At 71.3% G+C, this 19164-nt stretch carries 18 protein-coding genes and 1 pseudogene; 11 read left to right on the top strand and 8 right to left on the bottom strand.

Annotation, left to right across the window (positions count from 1 at the left end; all coding sequences use genetic code 11):
- The first annotated feature begins 84 nt into the window (after nt 1–84).
- The 3 genes from ACZ42A_RS34145 (at nt 85) to tyrS (ending at nt 4351) form a co-directional block, all read left to right on the top strand.
- The gene (locus ACZ42A_RS34145; protein WP_468531193.1) at nt 85–1608 is read left to right on the top strand and encodes a TldD/PmbA family protein; all 1524 of its coding nucleotides are present in this window, start codon (nt 85–87) and stop codon (nt 1606–1608) included.
- Nucleotides 1605–2999 carry a metallopeptidase TldD-related protein gene (locus ACZ42A_RS34140; RefSeq protein WP_468531192.1) on the top strand — a complete coding sequence of 465 codons (1395 nt, stop codon included), beginning with the start codon at nt 1605–1607 and terminating at the stop codon, nt 2997–2999. The genes ACZ42A_RS34145 and ACZ42A_RS34140 overlap by 4 nt, the downstream gene beginning before the upstream one ends.
- 83 nt (nt 3000–3082) lie before the next feature.
- Nucleotides 3083–4351 (top strand): tyrosine--tRNA ligase, encoded by a 1269-nt coding sequence (gene tyrS, locus ACZ42A_RS34135; protein ID WP_468531191.1) that lies wholly within the window; start codon nt 3083–3085, stop codon nt 4349–4351.
- Nucleotides 4352–4448: 97 nt separating this feature from the next.
- Here tyrS and ACZ42A_RS34130 read toward each other — a convergent pair whose 3' ends face one another.
- On the bottom strand, nt 4449–4727 hold the full coding sequence (locus ACZ42A_RS34130) for a GlsB/YeaQ/YmgE family stress response membrane protein (protein WP_468531190.1): 279 nt from the start codon (nt 4725–4727) through the stop codon (nt 4449–4451).
- A 248-nt stretch (nt 4728–4975) separates the two neighbouring features.
- On the opposite strand from ACZ42A_RS34130, the gene ACZ42A_RS34125 reads away from it, so the two are divergent.
- The gene (locus tag ACZ42A_RS34125) at nt 4976–5353 is read left to right on the top strand and encodes a DUF3099 domain-containing protein (protein WP_468531189.1); all 378 of its coding nucleotides are present in this window, start codon (nt 4976–4978) and stop codon (nt 5351–5353) included.
- A 223-nt stretch (nt 5354–5576) separates the two neighbouring features.
- Nucleotides 5577–5798: a hypothetical protein gene (locus ACZ42A_RS34120; protein WP_468531188.1), complete on the top strand. Its 222-nt coding sequence runs from the start codon at nt 5577–5579 to the stop codon at nt 5796–5798.
- Between the two features lie 15 nt (nt 5799–5813).
- Here the strand turns inward: ACZ42A_RS34120 and moaA are convergent, their stop codons facing one another.
- The 3 genes from moaA to ACZ42A_RS34105 all read right to left on the bottom strand — a co-directional run bounded on the left by moaA (nt 5814) and on the right by ACZ42A_RS34105 (nt 8936).
- Nucleotides 5814–6803 (bottom strand): GTP 3',8-cyclase MoaA, encoded by a 990-nt coding sequence (gene moaA, locus ACZ42A_RS34115; RefSeq protein ID WP_468531187.1) that lies wholly within the window; start codon nt 6801–6803, stop codon nt 5814–5816.
- A 151-nt stretch (nt 6804–6954) separates the two neighbouring features.
- A complete protein-coding gene (locus tag ACZ42A_RS34110) occupies nt 6955–8583 on the bottom strand; it encodes a solute symporter family protein (RefSeq protein WP_468531186.1) in 1629 nt (542 codons plus the stop codon).
- Entirely contained in the window at nt 8580–8936 is a 357-nt protein-coding gene (locus ACZ42A_RS34105) for a DUF485 domain-containing protein (protein WP_468531185.1), read from the bottom strand. Before ACZ42A_RS34105 ends, ACZ42A_RS34110 begins: the two co-directional genes overlap by 4 nt.
- Before the next feature lie 307 nt (nt 8937–9243).
- Between ACZ42A_RS34105 and ACZ42A_RS34100 the strand changes: the two genes are divergently transcribed.
- From ACZ42A_RS34100 to ACZ42A_RS34090, 3 genes are all read left to right on the top strand, one after another.
- Entirely contained in the window at nt 9244–10767 is a 1524-nt protein-coding gene (locus tag ACZ42A_RS34100; protein ID WP_468531184.1) for a S8 family serine peptidase, read from the top strand.
- 67 nt (nt 10768–10834) lie between these two features.
- Complete coding sequence (locus ACZ42A_RS34095) at nt 10835–12196, top strand: CoA transferase (RefSeq protein WP_468531183.1); 1362 nt, start codon at nt 10835–10837, stop codon at nt 12194–12196.
- 76 nt (nt 12197–12272) lie between these two features.
- Nucleotides 12273–13280 (top strand): CopD family protein, encoded by a 1008-nt coding sequence (locus tag ACZ42A_RS34090; RefSeq protein WP_468531182.1) that lies wholly within the window; start codon nt 12273–12275, stop codon nt 13278–13280.
- Nucleotides 13281–13309: 29 nt separating this feature from the next.
- Here the strand turns inward: ACZ42A_RS34090 and ACZ42A_RS34085 are convergent.
- The 4 genes and pseudogenes from ACZ42A_RS34085 to ACZ42A_RS34070 all read right to left on the bottom strand — a co-directional run bounded on the left by ACZ42A_RS34085 (nt 13310) and on the right by ACZ42A_RS34070 (nt 16793).
- Nucleotides 13310–14385 (bottom strand): annotated as a pseudogene (locus tag ACZ42A_RS34085) (zinc-dependent alcohol dehydrogenase family protein).
- Nucleotides 14386–14426: 41 nt separating this feature from the next.
- On the bottom strand, nt 14427–15098 hold the full coding sequence (locus ACZ42A_RS34080; protein WP_468531181.1) for a lysoplasmalogenase: 672 nt from the start codon (nt 15096–15098) through the stop codon (nt 14427–14429).
- On the bottom strand, nt 15095–15964 hold the full coding sequence (locus ACZ42A_RS34075) for a sterol desaturase family protein (protein ID WP_468531180.1): 870 nt from the start codon (nt 15962–15964) through the stop codon (nt 15095–15097). Before ACZ42A_RS34075 ends, ACZ42A_RS34080 begins: the two co-directional genes overlap by 4 nt.
- Before the next feature lie 109 nt (nt 15965–16073).
- A complete protein-coding gene (locus tag ACZ42A_RS34070; RefSeq protein WP_468531179.1) occupies nt 16074–16793 on the bottom strand; it encodes a VIT1/CCC1 transporter family protein in 720 nt (239 codons plus the stop codon).
- A 136-nt stretch (nt 16794–16929) separates the two neighbouring features.
- On the opposite strand from ACZ42A_RS34070, the gene ACZ42A_RS34065 reads away from it, so the two are divergent.
- The 3 genes from ACZ42A_RS34065 to ACZ42A_RS34055 all read left to right on the top strand — a co-directional run bounded on the left by ACZ42A_RS34065 (nt 16930) and on the right by ACZ42A_RS34055 (nt 19117).
- Nucleotides 16930–17931, top strand: coding sequence for a DEDDh family exonuclease (locus ACZ42A_RS34065; RefSeq protein ID WP_468531178.1), 1002 nt, complete (start codon nt 16930–16932; stop codon nt 17929–17931).
- Nucleotides 17932–18010: 79 nt separating this feature from the next.
- Nucleotides 18011–18244 (top strand): hypothetical protein, encoded by a 234-nt coding sequence (locus ACZ42A_RS34060; protein ID WP_188291435.1) that lies wholly within the window; start codon nt 18011–18013, stop codon nt 18242–18244.
- A gap of 60 nt (nt 18245–18304) precedes the next feature.
- Complete coding sequence (locus tag ACZ42A_RS34055) at nt 18305–19117, top strand: SURF1 family cytochrome oxidase biogenesis protein (RefSeq protein WP_468531177.1); 813 nt, start codon at nt 18305–18307, stop codon at nt 19115–19117.
- Nucleotides 19118–19164: the final 47 nt, after the last annotated feature.

Below are 19164 nucleotides of genomic sequence, written 5' to 3'. Positions count from 1 at the left end.
CGGATTTTCAGCGGCTCGCCGCGGCGGGACATGATTCACTGCCTGGAACGGTCTTCGCAGGCGAGCCCGAAGGGATGCCCACCCGTGCCCCATGAAATCGATCAGTCCTTTCTGGCACTTCCGCTACGCGCCCTCGCCGACGCCGCCCTCGCCCGGGCCCGTGCCCTCGGTGCGGAGCACGCGGACTTCCGGTTCGAGCGGGTGCGCAGCGCGTCCTGGCGGCTGCGGGACGGCAAGCCGTCCGGGGCGTCGGACACCACCGATCTGGGATACGCGGTGCGGGTGGTGCACGGCGGGACGTGGGGGTTCGCGTCCGGCGTGGATCTGACCATGGACGCGGCCGCCAAGGTGGCGAGCCAGGCCGTGGCGATGGCGAAGCTCTCCGCGCAGGTGATCAAGGCCGCGGGGTCGGACGAGCGGGTGGAGCTGGCGGACGAGCCGGTGCACGCCGACAGGACGTGGATCTCGTCGTACGAGATCGATCCGTTCACCGTGCCCGACGAGGAGAAGGCGGGGCTGCTGGCGGAGTGGAGCCGGCGGCTGCTGGCGGCGGACGGCGTGGATCATGTCGACGCCTCGCTGCTCACCGTGCACGAGAACAAGTTCTACGCCGACACGGCCGGGACCGTGACCACCCAGCAGCGGGTGCGGCTGCATCCGCAGCTCACCGCCGTGTCGGTGGACGAGTCGAGCGGCGAGTTCGACTCCATGCGCACCCTCGCGCCGCCGGTCGGCCGCGGCTGGGAGTATCTGACCGGCACCGGCTGGGACTGGGACACCGAGCTGGCCGAGATCCCCGAGCTGCTGGCCCAGAAGATGCGCGCGCCGAGCGTGGAGCCGGGGCTGTACGACATCGTCGTCGATCCCTCCAATCTGTGGCTGACCATCCACGAGTCCATCGGGCACGCCACCGAGCTGGACCGCACGCTCGGCTACGAGGCGGCGTACGCCGGCACCTCGTTCGCCACCTTCGACCAGCTCGGCAAGCTGAAGTACGGCTCGGAGCTGATGAACGTCACCGGTGACCGCACCGCCGAGCACGGCCTGGCGACCATCGGCTACGACGACGAGGGCGTCGAGGCGCAGTCCTGGGACCTGGTGAAGGACGGCACGCTGGTGGGCTATCAGCTGGACCGGCGGATCGCGAAGCTCACCGGGTTCGAGCGGTCCAACGGGTGTGCCTTCGCCGACTCCCCCGGGCATGTGCCGGTGCAGCGGATGGCGAACGTCTCGCTCCGGCCGGATCCCGCCGGGATGTCGACCGAGGATCTCATCGGCGGCGTCGACCGGGGCATCTACGTCGTCGGGGACCGGTCGTGGTCCATCGACATGCAGCGCTACAACTTCCAGTTCACCGGTCAGCGGTTCTTCAAGATCGAGAACGGGCGGCTCACCGGACAGCTGCGGGACGTCGCCTACCAGGCGACGACCACCGACTTCTGGGGGTCGATGGCCGCCGTCGGCGGTCCGCAGACCTATGTCCTGGGCGGCGCCTTCAACTGCGGCAAGGCCCAGCCGGGCCAGGTCGCCGCCGTCTCCCACGGCTGCCCGTCCGCCCTCTTCCGCGGCGTGAACATCCTTAACACCACCCAGGAGGCCGGTCGATGAGCGCCCCCACCAACAAGCCGCACGAGATCGTCGAGCGGGCCCTGGAGCTGTCGGAGGCCGACGGCTGTGTCGTGATCGCCGACGAGCATTCCACCGCCAACCTGCGCTGGGCGGGCAACGCGCTCACCACCAACGGCGTCACGCGCGGGCGCACGCTCACCGTGATCGCGACCGTCGACGGCAAGGAGGGCACGGCGACCGGCGTGGTGTCCCGGTCCGCCGTGACCGCGGACGAGCTGGAGCCGCTGGTGCGCGCCGCGGAGGCCGCAGCGCGCGGCGCCGAGCCCGCCGAGGACGCGCGGCCCCTGGTCACGGACGTGCCCGCCTCCCCCGACTTCACGGACGCGCCCGCGGAGACCTCCTCGGCCGTGTTCGCCGACTTCGCGCCCGCTCTGGGCGAGGCGTTCGCCCGTGCGCGGGCGGGCGGCCGGGAGCTGTACGGCTTCGCCAACCACGAGCTGACCAGCAGCTATCTCGGTACGTCCACGGGGCTGCGGCTGCGCCACGACCAGCCCAACGGGACGCTGGAGCTGAACGCCAAGTCCCCGGACCGCACCCGCTCCGCCTGGGCCGGACGCTCCACCCGGGACTTCACGGACGTCGACCCGGCGGCGCTCGACGCGGAGCTGGCCGTACGCCTGGGCTGGGCCGAGCGCCGGATCGAGCTGCCCGCGGGCCGCTACGAGACGCTGCTGCCGCCGACCGCGGTCGCGGACCTGCTGATCTACCAGATGTGGTCGTCGTCGGGCCGGGACGCGAGCGAGGGCCGCACAGTGTTCTCCAAGCCCGGCGGCGGCACCCGGCTCGGCGAGAAGCTCAGCGAGCTGCCGCTGACCCTGCGCAGCGACCCGCACGAGCCGGGTCTGGAGGCCGCGCCGTTCGTGCTGGCGCACTCCTCCGGCGGTGACTCGTCGGTGTTCGACAACGGGCTGCCGCTCACAGCCACCGAGTGGATCGGCCAGGGCCAGCTGAAGCACCTGATCACCAGCCGGCACAGCGCGGACCTCACCGGGCTGCCGGTGGCGCCGGGCATCGACAACCTGATCCTGGACGGCGGCGACGACCGCTCTCTGGACGAGATGGTGGCGAGCACCGAGCGCGGGCTGCTGCTGACCTGCCTGTGGTACATCCGCGAGGTCGACCCGGCGACGCTGCTGCTCACCGGCCTGACCAGGGACGGGGTGTACCTGATCGAGAACGGCGAGGTGACCGGCGAGGTGAACAACTTCCGGTTCAACGAGTCGCCGGTGGGCCTGCTGGGCCGGGTCACGGAGGCCGGGCGCACGGAGAAGACGCTGCCGCGCGAGTGGAGCGACTGGTTCACCAGGGCCGCGATGCCGGCGCTGCGGGTGCCCGACTTCAATATGAGCTCTGTCAGCCAGGGCGTCTGAGCTGTCGGTGGCCCCCCATAGACTTCGGCGGCCCCCCATAGACTGGGGGGAGCCCTTTTCACCGTTCAAGGAGACATACGACCGTGACGGACATCGTCGACGAGCTGAAGTGGCGCGGGCTGTTCGCCCTGTCCACTGACGAGGACGCTTTGCGCAAGGCGCTCGCGGACGGTCCCGTCACGTTCTATTGCGGTTTCGACCCGACCGCGCCGTCCCTGCACGTGGGGCACCTGGTGCAGGTGCTCACCGTGCGCCGGCTCCAGCAGGCCGGGCACCGGCCGCTGGCGCTGGTGGGTGGCGCGACGGGCCTGATCGGCGACCCCCGCCCGACCGCCGAGCGCACGCTGAACGACCCGGAGACGGTCGCCGGCTGGGTCGGCAAGCTCCGCGCCCAGATCGAGCCGTTCCTGTCCTTCGAGGGCGAGAACGCGGCCGTGATGGTCAACAACCTCGACTGGACCGCGGGCCTGTCCGCGATCGAGTTCCTGCGGGACATCGGCAAGCACTTCCGCGTCAACAAGATGCTGACCAAGGACTCGGTCGCCCGCCGCCTGGAGTCCTCCGAGGGCATCAGCTACACGGAGTTCAGCTACCAGATCCTCCAGGGCATGGACTTCCTCCAGCTCTACCGCCGCTACGGCTGCACGCTCCAGCAGGGCGGCAGCGACCAATGGGGCAATCTCACGGCCGGTCTGGACCTGATCCACAAGCTGGAGCCGCACGCCAACGTGCACGCGCTGGCGACGCCGCTGATGACCAAGGCGGACGGCACCAAGTTCGGCAAGACCGAGGGCGGCGCCGTCTGGCTCGACCCGGAGATGACCACACCGTACGCGTTCTACCAGTTCTGGCTGAACGTGGACGACCGCGACATCTCCCGCTACCTGCGCATCCTCTCCTTCAAGTCCCGCGAGGAACTCGAGGAGCTGGAGAAGCAGACCGAGGAGCGGCCGCAGGCCCGTGCCGCGCAGCGCGCGCTCGCCGAGGAGCTGACCACGCTGGTGCACGGCGCCGACCAGACGGCCGCGGTGATCGCCGCGTCCAAGGCGCTCTTCGGCCAGGGCGAGCTGAGCGACCTGGACGAGCGGACGCTGGCCGCGGCGCTCTCCGAGGTGCCGCACGTCCAGGTCGCCGAGCTGGGTCCGGCCGTCGACCTGTTCGCCGAGGTCGGCCTGGTGGCCAGCAAGTCCGCCGCGCGGCGCACGGTGAAGGAGGGCGGTGCCTACGTGAACAACGTGAAGGTCGCCGCGGAGGACGCCGTGCCGGCGAAGGAGGATCTGCTGCACGGGCGGTGGCTCGTGCTGCGGCGTGGCAAGAAGAATCTTGCTGCGGTGGAGGTTCTGGGCGCGTAAGCGCTCCGCGGGAAGCGCCGTAGGGGTGCGGGTTGTCTGCGGGCCGCGGCTATCTTCGTGGTTTCTCGCGCAGTTCCCCGCGCCCCTTACGGGGCGCTCACACCCGGCGCCTGCGCTTGCCCAGGGTCGCCATGTACAGCATGTCGCCGAACGCCACGATGATGATGGCGGCCACGAGCTGGAAGGCGTGTCGGGCCCAGTCGATGCCCGGGGTCTCGTCGACGCCGAAGCCTCGCGCTATGGCGTTGCCCGCGATGGCGCCGAGCATGCCGAAGATGGTGACCAGCCAGAGGGGACTGTGCTGCTTGCCCGGGATGATCGCCTTGGCGAGCAGCCCCAGCACGAATCCCACGATGATCGCCCACAACCAGCCCATGGTTGCCTCCTCGTTCGGCTCGACGTGAGCAGTACGCCCAGTTTCGGCCCGTACGCCGTACGGCGCATGTCGGGTGCGGCCGTACGCGGGACGGGCGAGGACGTTCGCGCAGGCAGGAGGGTGACCCGGTCTCGTAGGCGGCGCAGGCGCGGCGTAACGTGGACCTGTCCGGGCCGGACGTCCGACCGGTGCGGCGGACGTTGGGACGGGCCGGGGAGAGTCCGATTGCGGGCGGATGGTGGAATGTGATGCGGAAGCTAGGGGACGGCGGCCATGCCCAGGTGTTCCGGATCACCGGAGCCCGGCAGAGCCTCCAGGACGACGTCCGCGGGCGGCAGCGCCGGTACGTCATCTCGATGAGCGTCCGTACGGTCTCGGTGATCCTGGCCGCGGTGCTCTGGAACGTTGAACGGCATGTCGCGGTCGTGGCGCTGGTGCTCGGCGCGGTGCTGCCCTATATCGCGGTGGTGATCGCGAACGCGGGGCGGGAGAACGCGCCGTCGCTGCCCTCGACGTTCGTCTCGGTGGCGCCGCCGCCGATGATCGCGCCGCCGCGGGCGGAAGCCGGTGCGGAGGACGCGGTGAACGATCCCGGAGCTAGGCCGGCGGGCGAGTCGCGGGACTGATCCCCGTACCGGGTCCGGTTGAAGCTCAGGAAAAGCTCAGATCAATCCTGTAGTTCCGGTGCCCGGCAACCGGTTACCCGTGACATACTGCGTACGCGCTCCGCATCCCCCGTCGGAGCGATGGACCGACGCCGGGCAGCTCCCCCCGTGGCTGCTCGGCGTCGTTTTTTCTGTGTTTTCTGTGTGTTCTGTGCGGTTTCTCTGTGCGGTTGTGAGACGAAGCGTGAGTGACGAGACCTCCCCCATCTGTTCCGCCAAGGGCTGCCGCGCCGCCGCGGTGTGGGTGCTGGCCTGGAACAATCCCAAGATTCACACGCCGGAGCGGCGTAAGACCTGGCTCGCCTGCGAGGAGCACCGGGAGCACCTGTCGCAGTTCCTGGGCGTGCGGGGATTCCTGAAGGACGTGGTCAGGTTCGAGGAGTGGGAGGCCCCCGAAGGGGCCTGACCGGTGTGCCCGGCGTCAGCCTCCGATGGCCGACATCGGGCGGTCCGGCTGGACGAACGTCGGGTCGTCCAGGCCCGCGCCCGCCTTCTTGCCCCACATCGCCAGGCGCCAGATGCGGGCGATCTCCTCGTCGGGGGCGCCGGAGCGCAGGGCCGCTCGGAGGTCGGTCTCCTCGGTGGCGAAGAGGCAGGTGCGGACCTGGCCGTCGGCCGTGAGGCGGGTGCGGTCGCAGGCCGAGCAGAACGGGCGGGTGACGGAGGCGATCACGCCCACGCGGTGCGGGCCGCCGTCGACCAGCCAGCGCTCGGCCGGGGCGGAGCCGCGGGCCTCGTCCCCCTCGGCGGTCAGCTCGAAGCGGGTGCGCAGGGAGGTCAGGATGTCGCCTGCCGTGATCATGCCCTCGCGCTTCCAGCCGTGCTGGGCGTCCAGGGGCATCTGCTCGATGAACCGCAGTTCGTAGTCGTGCTCGACGGCCCAGGCCAGCAGGTCGGGGGCCTCGTCCTCGTTGAGCCCCGGCATCAGGACCGAGTTGACCTTGACCGGGGTGAGGCCGGCCTCACGGGCCGCGTACAGGCCCTCGATGACGTCCTTGTGGCGGTCGCGGCGGGTGAGGGTCTTGAAGACGTCGGGGCGCAGGGTGTCCAGGGAGACGTTGACCCGGTCCAGGCCGGCGGCCTTCAGGGCGGGGGCGGTGCGCTTGAGGCCGATGCCGTTGGTGGTCAGCGACATCTGGGGCCGGGGCTCGAGGGCCGCGACGCGCTCGACGATGCCGACGAGGCCGGGGCGCAGCAGGGGCTCGCCGCCGGTGAAGCGGACTTCCGTGATGCCCAGGGTGCGCACCGCGATGTCGATCAGGCGGACGATCTCGTCGTCGGTGAGCAGGTCGGGCTTGGCCAGCCACTGCAGGCCCTCCTCGGGCATGCAGTAAGTGCACCGGAGGTTGCAGCGGTCGGTGAGCGAGACCCTTAGGTCGGTGGCCACCCGGCCGAAGGTGTCGATGAGCACGTGGCCCCCTCCCACATAGCGGATCGCGCGTTTTTCCGTCACCAGCGAGCCTACGTGACGACACCGACAACAACACCAGTCCCGATCCACCAGGTAAGACGCGGCCGTGTCGTAGAGAGCTACGACACGGCCGCGCCGCCGGTTGGTGCGATCAGTGGGCGCCGGTGCCGGTCAGGGACCGGACCTCCAGCTCCGCGTACTTGGCCTTGTCCGCCTCTTCCTTGGACAGGACCGTGCCGAGCCAGCCCATGAAGAAGCCGAACGGGATGGAGATGATGCCCGGGTTCTTCAGCGGGAACCAGGCGAAGTCCACGTCGGGGAACATCGCCTTGGGGTCGCCGGAGACGACGGGCGAGAACAGCACCAGGCCGACGGCGACGATGAGACCGCCGTAGATCGACCACAGCGCGCCCTGGGTGGTGAACTTCTTCCAGAACAGGCTGTAGAGGATCGTCGGCAGGTTGGCCGAGGCCGCGACCGCGAAGGCCAGGGCGACCAGGCCGGCGACGTTGAGGTCGCGGGCGAGGGCGCCGAGGAGGATGGAGACGGCGCCGATGCCGATCGTGGCGAGGCGGGCGGCCCTGACCTCCTGCTTCTCGGTGGCCTGGCCCTTCTTGATGACGTTCGCGTAGATGTCGTGGGCGAACGACGAGGACGAGGCCAGGGTCAGACCGGCGACCACGGCGAGGATCGTCGCGAAGGCGACCGCCGAGATCGTGGCGAGCAGGATCGCGCCCCAGGCCGAGTCGACGCCGCCCAGGTGCAGGGCGAGCAGCGGGGCCGCCGTGTTGCCGGACGGGTTGGACGCGATGATCTCGTCCTGGGAGATGAGCGCGGCGGCGCCGAAGCCGAGGGCGATGGTCATCAGGTAGAAGCCACCGATGATGCCGATCGCCCAGTTCACGGACTTACGGGCGGCCTTGGCGTTGGGCACCGTGTAGAAGCGGATCAGGATGTGCGGCAGGCCGGCGGTGCCGAGGACCAGGGCGATGCCGAGGGAGATGAAGTCCAGCTTGGAGGTGCCGGTCGCGCCGTACTGGAGGCCGGGCTCCAGGAAGGCGGCGCCCTTGCCGCTGTTCTCGGCGGCCTTGCCGAGCAGGTCGGAGATGTTGAAGTTGAACTTCAGCAGCACCAGGAAGGTGATCAGGATGGTGCCGCCGATCAGCAGCACGGCCTTGACCATCTGGACCCAGGTGGTGCCCTTCATGCCACCGATGGAGACGTACACGATCATCAGCACGCCGACGAGGGCGACGATGAGGATCTTGCCCGCATCAGAGGTGATGCCGAGCAGCAGCGAGACCAGGACGCCGGCACCGGCCATCTGGGCGAGCAGGTAGAAGATCGACACGACGATGGTGGACGTACCGGCCGCCGTGCGCACCGGGCGCTGGCGCATGCGGTACGCGAGGACGTCACCCATCGTGTAGCGGCCGGAGTTCCTGAGCGGCTCGGCCACCAGGAGCAGGGCGACCAGCCAGGCGACCAGGAAGCCGATGGAGTACAGGAAGCCGTCGTAGCCGAAGAGGGCGATGGCGCCCGCGATGCCGAGGAAGGACGCGGCGGACATGTAGTCGCCGGAGACGGCGAGGCCGTTCTGGAAGGCGCTGAAGGACCGGCCGCCCGCGTAGAAGTCGGCGGCGTCCTTGGTCTGCCGGCCCGCCCAGACGGTGATGAAGAGCGTCGCGATCACGAACGCGGCGAACAGGGAAATGATCAGCGGCCGGTGCTCGCTGGCCTCGTTGGCCGCGAGCTGGACCTGGGTCATCGCGGGGCTCATGCGCCGCCCTCCATACGGGTCTTGATGGCCTCGGCCTTGGGGTCGAGCTTGGCGCCTGCGTGCCGCGCGTACCACCAGGCGATGAGGAACGTGGTGACGAACTGGGCGATACCGAACACGAACGCGACGTTGATGTTGCCGAACAGCTTGGTGCCCATGAAGTCGCCCGCGTAGTTGGAGAGCAGGACGTACAGCAGGTACCAGGTGATGAAGGCGACGGTCAGCGGGAAGGCGAAGGAACGGTAGGAGCGGCGCAGTTCACCGAACTCCGCGCTCTCCTGCACCCTGGCGAACTCCTCGGTGGACGGGAGCCGGTGTTCGGTCTTCGAAGGGGGCGGTGCGTCGGTGGCCACGGAGTCTCCTCGCAGTGCGGGTTGTAACAGGGGTGAGCTGGATCACGTGAACCGGGCGGCGATGTTAGTGGCCCCCGGCGTGATCCGACAGGGGGCTCGCTCTGTGCTCGGCCTCTTGTCCAACGTCACGGCGCCGTCCGGGAACCGGTTCAACCCCGATCGCCGTAAATCTGTGAAGTCATCGCGGTGACAGCATTGCTGGCCAGCGAGTTCGGGAGATAGCGTCCCCCTGCACCATCGTCATGCACCTGCCCGAGCACCACCTGTGTCTCGGGCCGGTTTCGTTTCCGGATGATGTGGAGACCCCATGGCTCATCTGCGCTCCAGACGCCGACTCGCCCTCGCGGTGCCGGTCGTGCTGTCACTGACCGCCTCGCTCGGCTTCCTGCCCGCGACCGCCTCGGCCGCGCCGCAGCTGGACGCCGCGACGCAGGCGGCGGACGCGCCCGAGCTGGCCTACGTCGTGAACACCAAGGTGGACAAGGGCACGATCGCCGCGGTGAAGAAGGCCGTGACCGCGGCCGGCGGCACCGTCGTGACGACGTACGACAGGATCGGTGTCATCGTCGCGCACTCGGCGAACCCCGACTTCGCGAAGGAGATACGCACCGTCCGCGGCGTGCAGTCGGCGGGTGCCACGCGCACCGCGCCGCTGACCCCCGCGGGCACGACGGACGAGGGCGGCGCCGACTACCTGACCGCCGAGGAGGCCGCGAAGGTGAAGGCCGCGGCCGCTCCGGGCGCCGAGCCCCTCGAGGCCGACCAGTGGGACCTGCGGGCGATCGGCGCCGACAAGGCCGCGCAGATCAACCCGGGCAGCCGGAACGTCACCGTCGCCGTCATCGACACCGGCGTGGACGACACCCACCCGGACCTCGCCCCGAACTTCTCCAAGTCCCAGTCCGCCAACTGCACGGGCGGCGTGGCGGACACCAGCGAGGGCGCCTGGCGGCCGTACACCCCGCAGGACTACCACGGCACGCACGTGGCCGGTGAGATCGCCGCCGCCCGCAACGGCGTCGGCGTGGCCGGTGTCGCGCCCGGGGTCAAGGTCGCCGGCATCCAGGTGACCGACCCGAAGAACGGCCTGTTCTACGCGGAGAGTGTCGTCTGCGCGTTCGTGTTCGCCGCCGACCACGGCGTCGAGATCACGAACAACAGCTACTACGTCGACCCGTGGCTCTACAACTGCATGGACGACCCCGACCAGCGGGCCATCGTCGACGCGGTCAACCGCGCGCAGCTGTACGCGCAGAAGAAGGGCACGCTGCACCTGGCGTCCGCGGGCAACTCCAACCACGACCTCGACGCGGACGCGATCGTCGACGACTCCAGCCCGAACGACACCACGCCGGTCGAGCGCACCATCGACCCGCACGAGTGCTACGACGTGCCGACCCAGCTGCCGGGCATCGTCACGGTCAGCGCGACGGGCGTGAACAACCTCAAGTCGTACTACTCGTCGTACGGCAACGGCGTGGTGGACGTGGCCGCGCCGGGCGGCGACCGGCGCTACCAGCTGCCGGACACCCCGTCGAAGGACGGCCGCATCCTGTCCACGATGCCGAACAACGGCTACGCCTTCCTGCAGGGCACCTCGATGGCCTCGCCGCACGCCGCGGGCGTCGCCGCGCTGCTGAAGTCCGAGCACCCGTGGGCGACTCCGGCCCAGCTCCAGGCGCTGCTGAAGGCGCAGGCGGACAACCCGGGCTGCCCCGAGTCCTACGACCAGGACGGCGACGGCGACCAGGACGCGGTGTGCGAGGGCGGCAAGCGCGTCAACGGCTTCTACGGCTTCGGGATCGTCAACGCGCTGGACGCGGTGAACTAGCTCTCATCTGAGGGTTCTTGCGATGCCGGGCCGCGCGGGAGACCGTGCGGCCCGGCATAGTTCGTCCATGAAAAACATCTCTTACGCGTGGTCCGCGATCGGCGGCGATCCCGCACTGGTCGACCGGGTCGCGGTGACCGCCCGGCGGGGCGCCTTGGAAGCCCGGCTTCCGGTACGGGAGGAGGCGCGGGCCTGCGTCGCCGTGTGCGCGCTGGCCGCCGCCGAACTGGGGGCGCGCCGGGCCGGGCTCGCGCGGGTGCCCGGTGTACGGGTGGACGACGGGGCGGTGGCCACGGCGTTCACCAGCGAGCGGCAGCTGCTGGTCGACGGGCGCGCGCCGGTCAACTTCGCGCCGCTGTCCCGGTTCTGGCGCACGGCGGACGGCTGGGTGCGCACCCACGCCAACTACCCGCACCACCGGGAGCGGCTGCTGTCCGCTCTGTGGGTCCGGGAGGACGAGGTGGAGGCCGCGCTGGCCGAACGGTCCGCGCGGGAGGTCGAGGAGGCCGTGTACGCCGCCGGAGGACTCGCCGTCGCCGTACGGACGCCCGAGGAGTGGGCCGGGCACCCGCAGGCCGCGGAGGTGGCACAGCGGCCCCTGGTCGAGCGTGAACGCCTGGACACGGTCCCCGCGCGGAGGCTTGCCCCGACGGCCGGCACTCCCCTGCTGCCCGCCGCCGGGCTGCGCGTGCTGGACCTGTCACGCGTCATCGCCGGGCCCGTGGCCACCCGCACCCTCGCCCTGCTCGGCGCGGACGTGCTCCGCGTGGACCCGCCGCACCTTCCCGAACTCCCCGACCAGCACGCCGACACCGGCTTCGGCAAACGGTCCACGGCCCTGGACCTCCGCGCCGACCGGCGCGCCTTCGAGGAGCTGCTCGCCGCGGCGGACGTCGTCGTCACCGGCTACCGGCCGGGCGCGCTGGACCGGTTCGGGCTCTCCGCCGAGGCACTGATCGAACGGCGGCCCGGGCTGGTGGTGGCCCAGTTGTCGGCGTGGGGGGCGTACGGGCCGTGGCGCGGGCGGCGCGGCTTCGACAGCCTGGTGCAGGCCGCCACCGGTATCGCGGTCGTCGAGGGCACACCGGACCGCCCCGGCGCGCTCCCCGCGCAGGCCCTGGACCACGGCTCGGGCCATCTGCTCGCCGCGGCGGTCCTGCGGGCGCTGACGGAGCAGTCCTACGACGGGGGCGGCCGGTTCGTCCGGCTGGCGCTGGCGCGGACGGCGCGGTGGCTGACGGACGAGGTGACCGCCGACACCGCCCCGGCCGAGGCCGGGTACGACGGGGCCGGTCCCTGGCTGACCGAGCGGGACAGCCGTCTCGGCAGGCTGCGGTACGCGCTGTCCCCGGTCGCCTTCGAGGGCGGGCCGGGCGACTGGGCACGGCCGCCGGGATCGTGGGGAACGGACGCGGCGCGCTGGGCGTGAGCCGGGGCGGAATGCCCTCCATCCAGTTGTTTTCCGGGACTTGCCCGGTTCTGTGACACCTGGTGAAGATCCTGAGGTGACCTTGATACGACCGACCACCAAGGCCGCCGGCCCGGGCACCCCCGCGCGGCGGACCGGTACCGGCAGGGCCGTCTCCGTGCTGATCCTGGTGGCCCTGGGGGCGCTGATCCCGCTGCTCGGGCCGTCCACCGCCCTGCACGGCACCGGAGAGTCCGCCGCGCCCGGCGTCGGCGGCATCGCCCTGCTGCGCACGGTCCTCTTCGCGGCGCTCTGCGTTCCGCTGGGAGAGCTGTTCGCGCGTCGGCTGGCGCGTGCCGTGCCGGGCGCTCCGGCCGGACGGCCGCGCAGTTGGGCGGCGTGGGCGGCCGGTGCCGGGTTCCTCGCCGCGCTGGGGCTGGCCTCGGTGGTGGCGACCGGCAACCTGGTCCCGGACAGCCCCGGCCAGATCGACGTCGGCGGCCTGTACGCCTCCCGGGACGGCAAGCTCGCCCTGCTGGAGGTCAACGCGTTCGCGGCGGCGGGTCTGTGCGCCCTGTCAGGCCGCCCGGGGAGCCAGGTGTGGCCGCTGGCCGCGGTGGCGGTCGCGGAGGCGCTGCGCGCCCACCCGACGACCGAGCACAGCCCGCTCATCGGCGCGGGTCTGACGCTCGTTCATGTGGTGTGCGCGTCCCTGTGGGTGGGCGGTCTGCTGTACACGCTGCGCACCCTGCGCCTGTGGGGCGCGCAGCGAGCGGGCGTGGCCCTGTTGGGTCTCTACGCGCGCGTGGCGGCCGTGCTGCTCGCCGCGCTCACCGCGACGGGCCTGGTGAGCACCCTGCGCCGGATGCCGCCGGAGACGGTCCTTGAGCAGCTGACGACGACGGCGTACGGGCGCACCCTGCTCGCCAAGGTGCTGCTCGTGGCCGTCGTCGCCGCGCTGGCCCTGTGGGCGCGGATCCGGCTGTCCCGCGCGGCCGACCCGCTGACCGCCTGCGCCCCCGCACGCGCGGAGGTCGCCGTACTGGCGGTGGTGGTCGCGGTGTCGGGGCTGCTCACGGCGCTGCCGGTGCCGATCCGCTGGTGACGGCGCTTGGTGACGGCGCTTGGTGACGGTCAGGCCGTCACCATCACCTTGAGGGCGGTGCGCTGGTCCATCGCCTTGTAGCCCTCGGGGACGCCCTCGAGATCGACGGTCATGTCGAAGACTGGGGACGGGTCAATGGTGCCGTCCAGGACGTCGGGGAGCAGCTCCGGGATGTACGCGCGGACCGGGGCGACGCCGCCGCGCAGGGCGATGTTGCGGTCGAACATGACGCCGAGGTCGAGGCCGGTACCGCTGCCGTGCGGCACACCGACGAAGCCGATGGCGCCGCCGTCGCGGGCGATGTGCACCGCCGTCCGCATCGACTGCTCGGTGCCGACCGCCTCGACGACGGCGTGCGCGCCCTGCCCGCCGGTCAGTTCGCGGACGGCCTCCACGGCGGCGTCCCCGCGCTCGGCGACGACGTCGGTGGCGCCGAAGCGCCGGGCGATGTCCGTGCGTACCTCGTGCCGGCCGAGGGCGATGATCCGCTCCGCCCCGAGCCGCTTGGCCGCCAGCACCGCGCACAGGCCCACGGCCCCGTCGCCGACGACGGCGACCGTGGCGCCGGGGCGGGCGCCCGCGCCGAGGGCCGCGTGGTGGCCCGTGCCGAGCACGTCGGAGAGGGTGAGCAGGGCGGACAGCAGGTGGTCGTCGCCGGCCGCCTCCTTGGGAAGCCGGACGAGGGTGCCGTCGGCGTAGGGGACGCGTACGGCCTCGCCCTGCCCGCCGTCGTAGCCGACGGAGCCCCAGAAGCCGCCGTGCTCGCAGGAAGTGGTCAGCCCCTCACGGCAGTAGGCGCAGACGCCGTCCGACCACATGAAGGGCGCGACGACGAGGTCACCGCGCCGCACGCCCGTCACCTCCGAGCCGGTGTCCTCCACGACGCCCAGGAACTCGTGCCCGATCCTCCCCCAGTGCCTTAAGGGCCTGGGGGCACCCCCAGCCCGGGCTGCCGTACCGCCTCCCCGCGGTAGGCCCACAGGTCGCTGCCGCACATGCAGGCGCGCAGCACCCGTACGACGGCGTCGGTGGGCTGCCGCACCGCGGGGTCGGGCACGTCCTCCACGCGCATGTCGAAGGGGGCGTGGATGGTGGTGGCGCGCATGGCGGGGATCCTTCTCGTCGCTGACCTGCTGGGACCGGCACTCAGGGGGCCGGGCGCACCTCACCGCGCGGCCGCGCGGTCACGGGGTGCGCGTCGAGCGCCTTGAGTGTGCCACTGACGAGCAGGAACTGCGCGGCGATATACGTGAGCATGATCCACAGGTCGGGTCGCGGCGGCTGCGGCCAGTCGGCGACGCCGGTGGCGATGAGGGTGTCGGAGAGCACGAACAGCGCGCCGCCCACCCCGGCGGTGCGGCCGAACCGGGTCCCCGCGGTGTACGCCATGGCCGTCAGCAGCAGGCTGTATCCGGCGACGGGGACGCGCAGATCGGCGGGCAGGTCGGGCCAGAGCGCGGCGACGGTGCTGACGAGGACGACGGTGTAGGTGACGAAGAGGAAGGCGTGGTGGGCCCGGGGGCGGCCGTACGCCCGGAAGAGCAGCAGGTAGCAGACGTGTCCGGCGGCGAACGAGGCCATCCCGGCGAGGAAGGCGGGCTCCGCGTCGGACAGCAGCAGGACGTCGCCGCCCCACCCGCACAGCAGTGCCGCGACCAGCAGCCGGGGTGCGCCGGAGAGGGCGGCGTGGGCGGCCAGCAGGGGCATGAGGAGGGGCTTGGCGACCAGGTGCCCGGGGTCGTAGCCGGCCGCGAGGGAGACGAGGTCGACGAGGGCCGCGAGGCCGAAGGCCCCCAGCAGCGTGCGGCGAAGTCTCATGCGACGACGCTCTCCTCGGCGGCCTCCGCCTTTGGGGCTGCGGGCTGCCAGCCCGGCCCCCGGAACACGCGCCCCGCCCGTTCGCGCCAACCGGACGCGGCCTTCAGATCCTTGGCGATGGCGACGTACTCGTGGGTGGCGACCTTCAGCGGGTTGTAGGTGTCGATGTTCTTCGTCAGTCCGTAGACGGGCCGCTCGGTCTCGGGGGCGAAGGAGCCGAAGAGCCGGTCCCAGACGATGAGGATGCCGCCGAAGTTGCGGTCGAGATAGCCGCCCTGGGAGGCGTGGTGGACCCGGTGGTGGGATGGCGTGTTGAAGACGAACTCGAACCAGCGGGGCATCTTGTCGATGCGCTCGGTGTGGATCCAGAACTGGTAGACGAGGTTCGCGGAGGAGCAGAAGGCGAGCGCGGCCGGGTGGACGCCGGCGGCGATGAGCGGCACGTAGAACGGCCAGACGGTCAGCGAGGTCCAGGGCTGGCGCAGCGCGGTGGTGAGGTTGAACTTCCGGCTGGAGTGGTGGACGACGTGGCAGGCCCACAGGATGCGGATGACGTGGTGGCCGCGGTGCGACCAGTAGTAGAAGAAGTCCTGCGCGAGGAGCATCAGGGCCACGGTCCACCACAGCACGGGCACGCGTAGCGGGGTGAGTTCGTAGAGGGCCGTGTAGAGGGCGACGATCGGGAACTTCCAGAGGAAGTCGAAGAAGAGACTGCCGAGCCCCATGGTCACGCTGGTCGCGGCGTCCTTGGTCTCGTACCCGGCGTGGTCGTCGTCGGGATGGAGCCGGACGCTGATCATTTCGAGGATCGTGAGCAGCGTGAAGGCGGGTATCGACCACACCACGACGTTGGGGAGGTTCGGCATTCCTGCACCGTAGGACCGCTGTCCCGCCTGGTCCAGAGGTTGTTACCGATAAGTATTACCGGCGGTAAGCGCTTGTTTGTTGGCGATCTCCGCCAATGGCACACGAGACTCACACCCCCACCGCGTCCAGCAACGACCCCGCCGCGTACGTCACCGCCATCGCCAGCGCCCCGCCGCCCACGTTGCGGACCACCGCCCGCCCCGGCGCCGCCGCCCCCAGCCGGGCGCTGCTCCAGCCGGTGCAGGCGAGGGCGAGCAGTACGGACACCACGGTGACCGGCAGCCGCCACTCCCCCGGCGGCAGGACGATGGCGAGGAGCGGCAGCAGGGCGCCCGCCGTGAAGGCCAGGAAGCTCGCCCAGGCCGCGTGCCAGGGGTTGGTGAGGTCCTCGGGGTCGATGCCGAGCTCCACGCGCGCGTGGGCCCTGAGCGCGTCACGTTCCGTCAGCTGCACGGCCGCCTCGCGGGCCACGTCCCGGGACAGCCCCCGCTCCTCCAGCAGGTCCGTCAACTCCGCGAGCTCGGCCTCCGGCTGCTCTCTCAGCTCCCGCTTCTCGACAGCCAGCGCGGCCATCTCGGAGTCCCGCTGGGTGGAGACCGACACGTACTCCCCCGCGGCCATGGACATGGATCCGGCGAGCAGTCCGGCGAGGCCGGCCGTGAGGAGCGAGGAGCGGTCGTCGGTGGCGCCGGCGACGCCGACGACGAGACCGGCGGTGGACACGATGCCGTCGTTGGCGCCCAGGACGGCCGCGCGCAGCCAGTTCAGCCGCTCGCCCAGCGAGCCGCCACGTGCCGTGCCGGGCGTGGGTTCGGTCGGTTCGGTCACCTCCGGAGGATGACATTCCGGACATGGGCCGTCTCGTACCGACCCACGCGCACTCAGGTCCGGCGCTCGAACGGACAAGCCCGCCGGGGCACCTGAGGGACGGCGCTGTCAGTCCCGGCCCGTATCCTCAGTGACCATGCTCGAAGACCAGACGACCGCAGCGTCCTCCGCCACGACGTGGCCGGCCGCGTATCCGAACGGATACGCGGTCGTTGACGTGGAGACCACCGGCCTGGCCCGGGACGACCGGATAATCTCCGCCGCCGTCTACCGGCTGGACGGGCGCGGCCGGGTCGAGGACCACTGGTACACGCTGGTCAACCCGGAGCGCGACCCCGGCCCGGTGTGGATCCACGGTCTGACGAGCGAGGCACTGGAGGGCGCGCCGCTCTTCGCGGACATCGCCGACGAGTTCGCGACCCGACTGGAGGGCCGGGTGCTCGTCGCGCACAACGCCGTCTTCGACTGGCAGATGATCGCCCGGGAGTACGCGCGGGCGCGACGCGAGGCGCCGGTGCGGCAGCGGCTGTGCACCATCGCGCTGTCCAAGGCGCTCGATCTGCCGCTGCCCAACCACAAGCTGGAGTCGCTCGCCGCGCACTTCGGCGTCGTCCAGCGGCGGGCGCACCACGCGCTGGACGACGCGCGCGTGCTGGCCGAGGCGTTCCGGCCGAGCCTGCACGCCGCGGCCCAGGGCAACGTACGACTGCCGCTGCACGAGTGCCGGCCGCTGACCGAGTGGGCGGACCGGCCCGCGCCGCGTATCGGACAGCAGGCGACCGGCCCGGGCGGCTACGGCGGCTACCGGCCGACGAGTTGGCGCCCGTCCCGCAAGCGGCCCGCGTGCCCCTACCCCAACCCGGGGCGGTACGAAGAGGGCAAACGACTCAAACAGGGCATGCGAGTCGCGTTCTCCGGGGACACCTCCGTGGAGCGGGAGCTGCTGGAGGACCGGGCGACCGAGGCCGGGCTGCATGTCGCCACCAGCCTCTCCCGGCTGACCAGCCTGCTCGTCACCAACGACCCGGACTCGGGCACGTCCAAGGTACTGAAGGCACGGCAGTACGGCACACCGGTGATCGACGAGGCCGCGTTCGGCCAGCTGCTGAGAGACGTGGAACCGGCGTCGGAGCAGTGACCGTACGGACGGGTGATTGCCGCGCGACTCGCCCGTCGCCCGCTCGCCCGCGCGGCGGTGACGGCTCACCCTGTGGCGCATGGCGACTTGCGAAGTTTGCGGCAACAACTACGGAATGACCTTCGAGGTGCACGCGCAGGGCGCGGTGCACGTCTTCGACTGCTTCTCCTGCGCGATCCACCGCATGGCTCCGATCTGCGAGCACTGCCGGGTGCAGATCATCGGCCAGGGCGTCGAGGTCGAGGGCCACTGGTACTGCGGCGCCCACTGCGCCCGCGCGGAGGGAAAGGTGGGCATCGTCGACCGCGTCTGAGCCCGGCGCCCGGGCACCCCTGCCGACGGCACCCCACGAACCCCGAGGTACGGTCGTGGGGTGTACCGCTTCCTGTTGTCCCGGCAGTGGGTGATCCTCACCCTTGTCGTTCTCGCGCTCATCCCGACGATGATCGAGCTGGGCTTCTGGCAGCTGCACCGGCATGAGCACAAGGTCGCGCTGAACAAGGTGATCGCCGACTCGCTGGCGGCGAAGCCGGTGCCGGCGGAGTCGCTGACCGCGCCCGGGGCCGAGGTGAAGGACGCGGACCTGTACCGCCGGGTGACGGCGAACGGCCGCTTCGACACCGACCACGAGGTCGTCGTACGCCGTCGCACCAACGCGGACGACGAGGTCGGCTTCCACGTCCTGACCCCCTTCGTGCTCACCGACGGCACGGTCCTGCTGGTCAACCGGGGCTGGATCCCCTCGGGCGGGCTCGGCGAGACCACGTTCCCGAAGATCCCGGCGCCGCCGCGCGGCGAGGTCACGGTCACCGGGCGGCTGATGCCCGACCAGACGACCGCCGAGAGCGGCATCAAGAACGTCCAGGGACTGCCGGACCGCCAGGTCATGCTGATCAACAGCGAGCTGGAGGCGAAGCGGCTCGGCGAGCGGGTCCTCGGCGGCTACATCGAGATGACCGAGCCGCGGCCCCAGGGCGGCACCCCGCAGCTGATCGCCGCCCCCGACCACGACGACATCGGCCCGCACATGGCGTACGCCGTCCAGTGGTGGCTGTTCGCCGGTGCCGTCCCGGTCGGCTGGGTGGTTCTGGCCCGCCGCGAGGCCCGCGACCGGGCGCAGGCGAAGGAGCGGGAGAACCGGGAGAACGATGACGAGACTCCGGAGGCCGAACCGGCCACGGTGTGACCCCCGTCACTCGCCCGGCCGCAGCCCCGATTGGCCCCCCGGCCCGC

The sequence above is a fragment of the Streptomyces sp. NPDC030838 genome (assembly GCF_055572035.1).
This window is presented reverse-complemented; position numbering and strand designations above follow the sequence as displayed.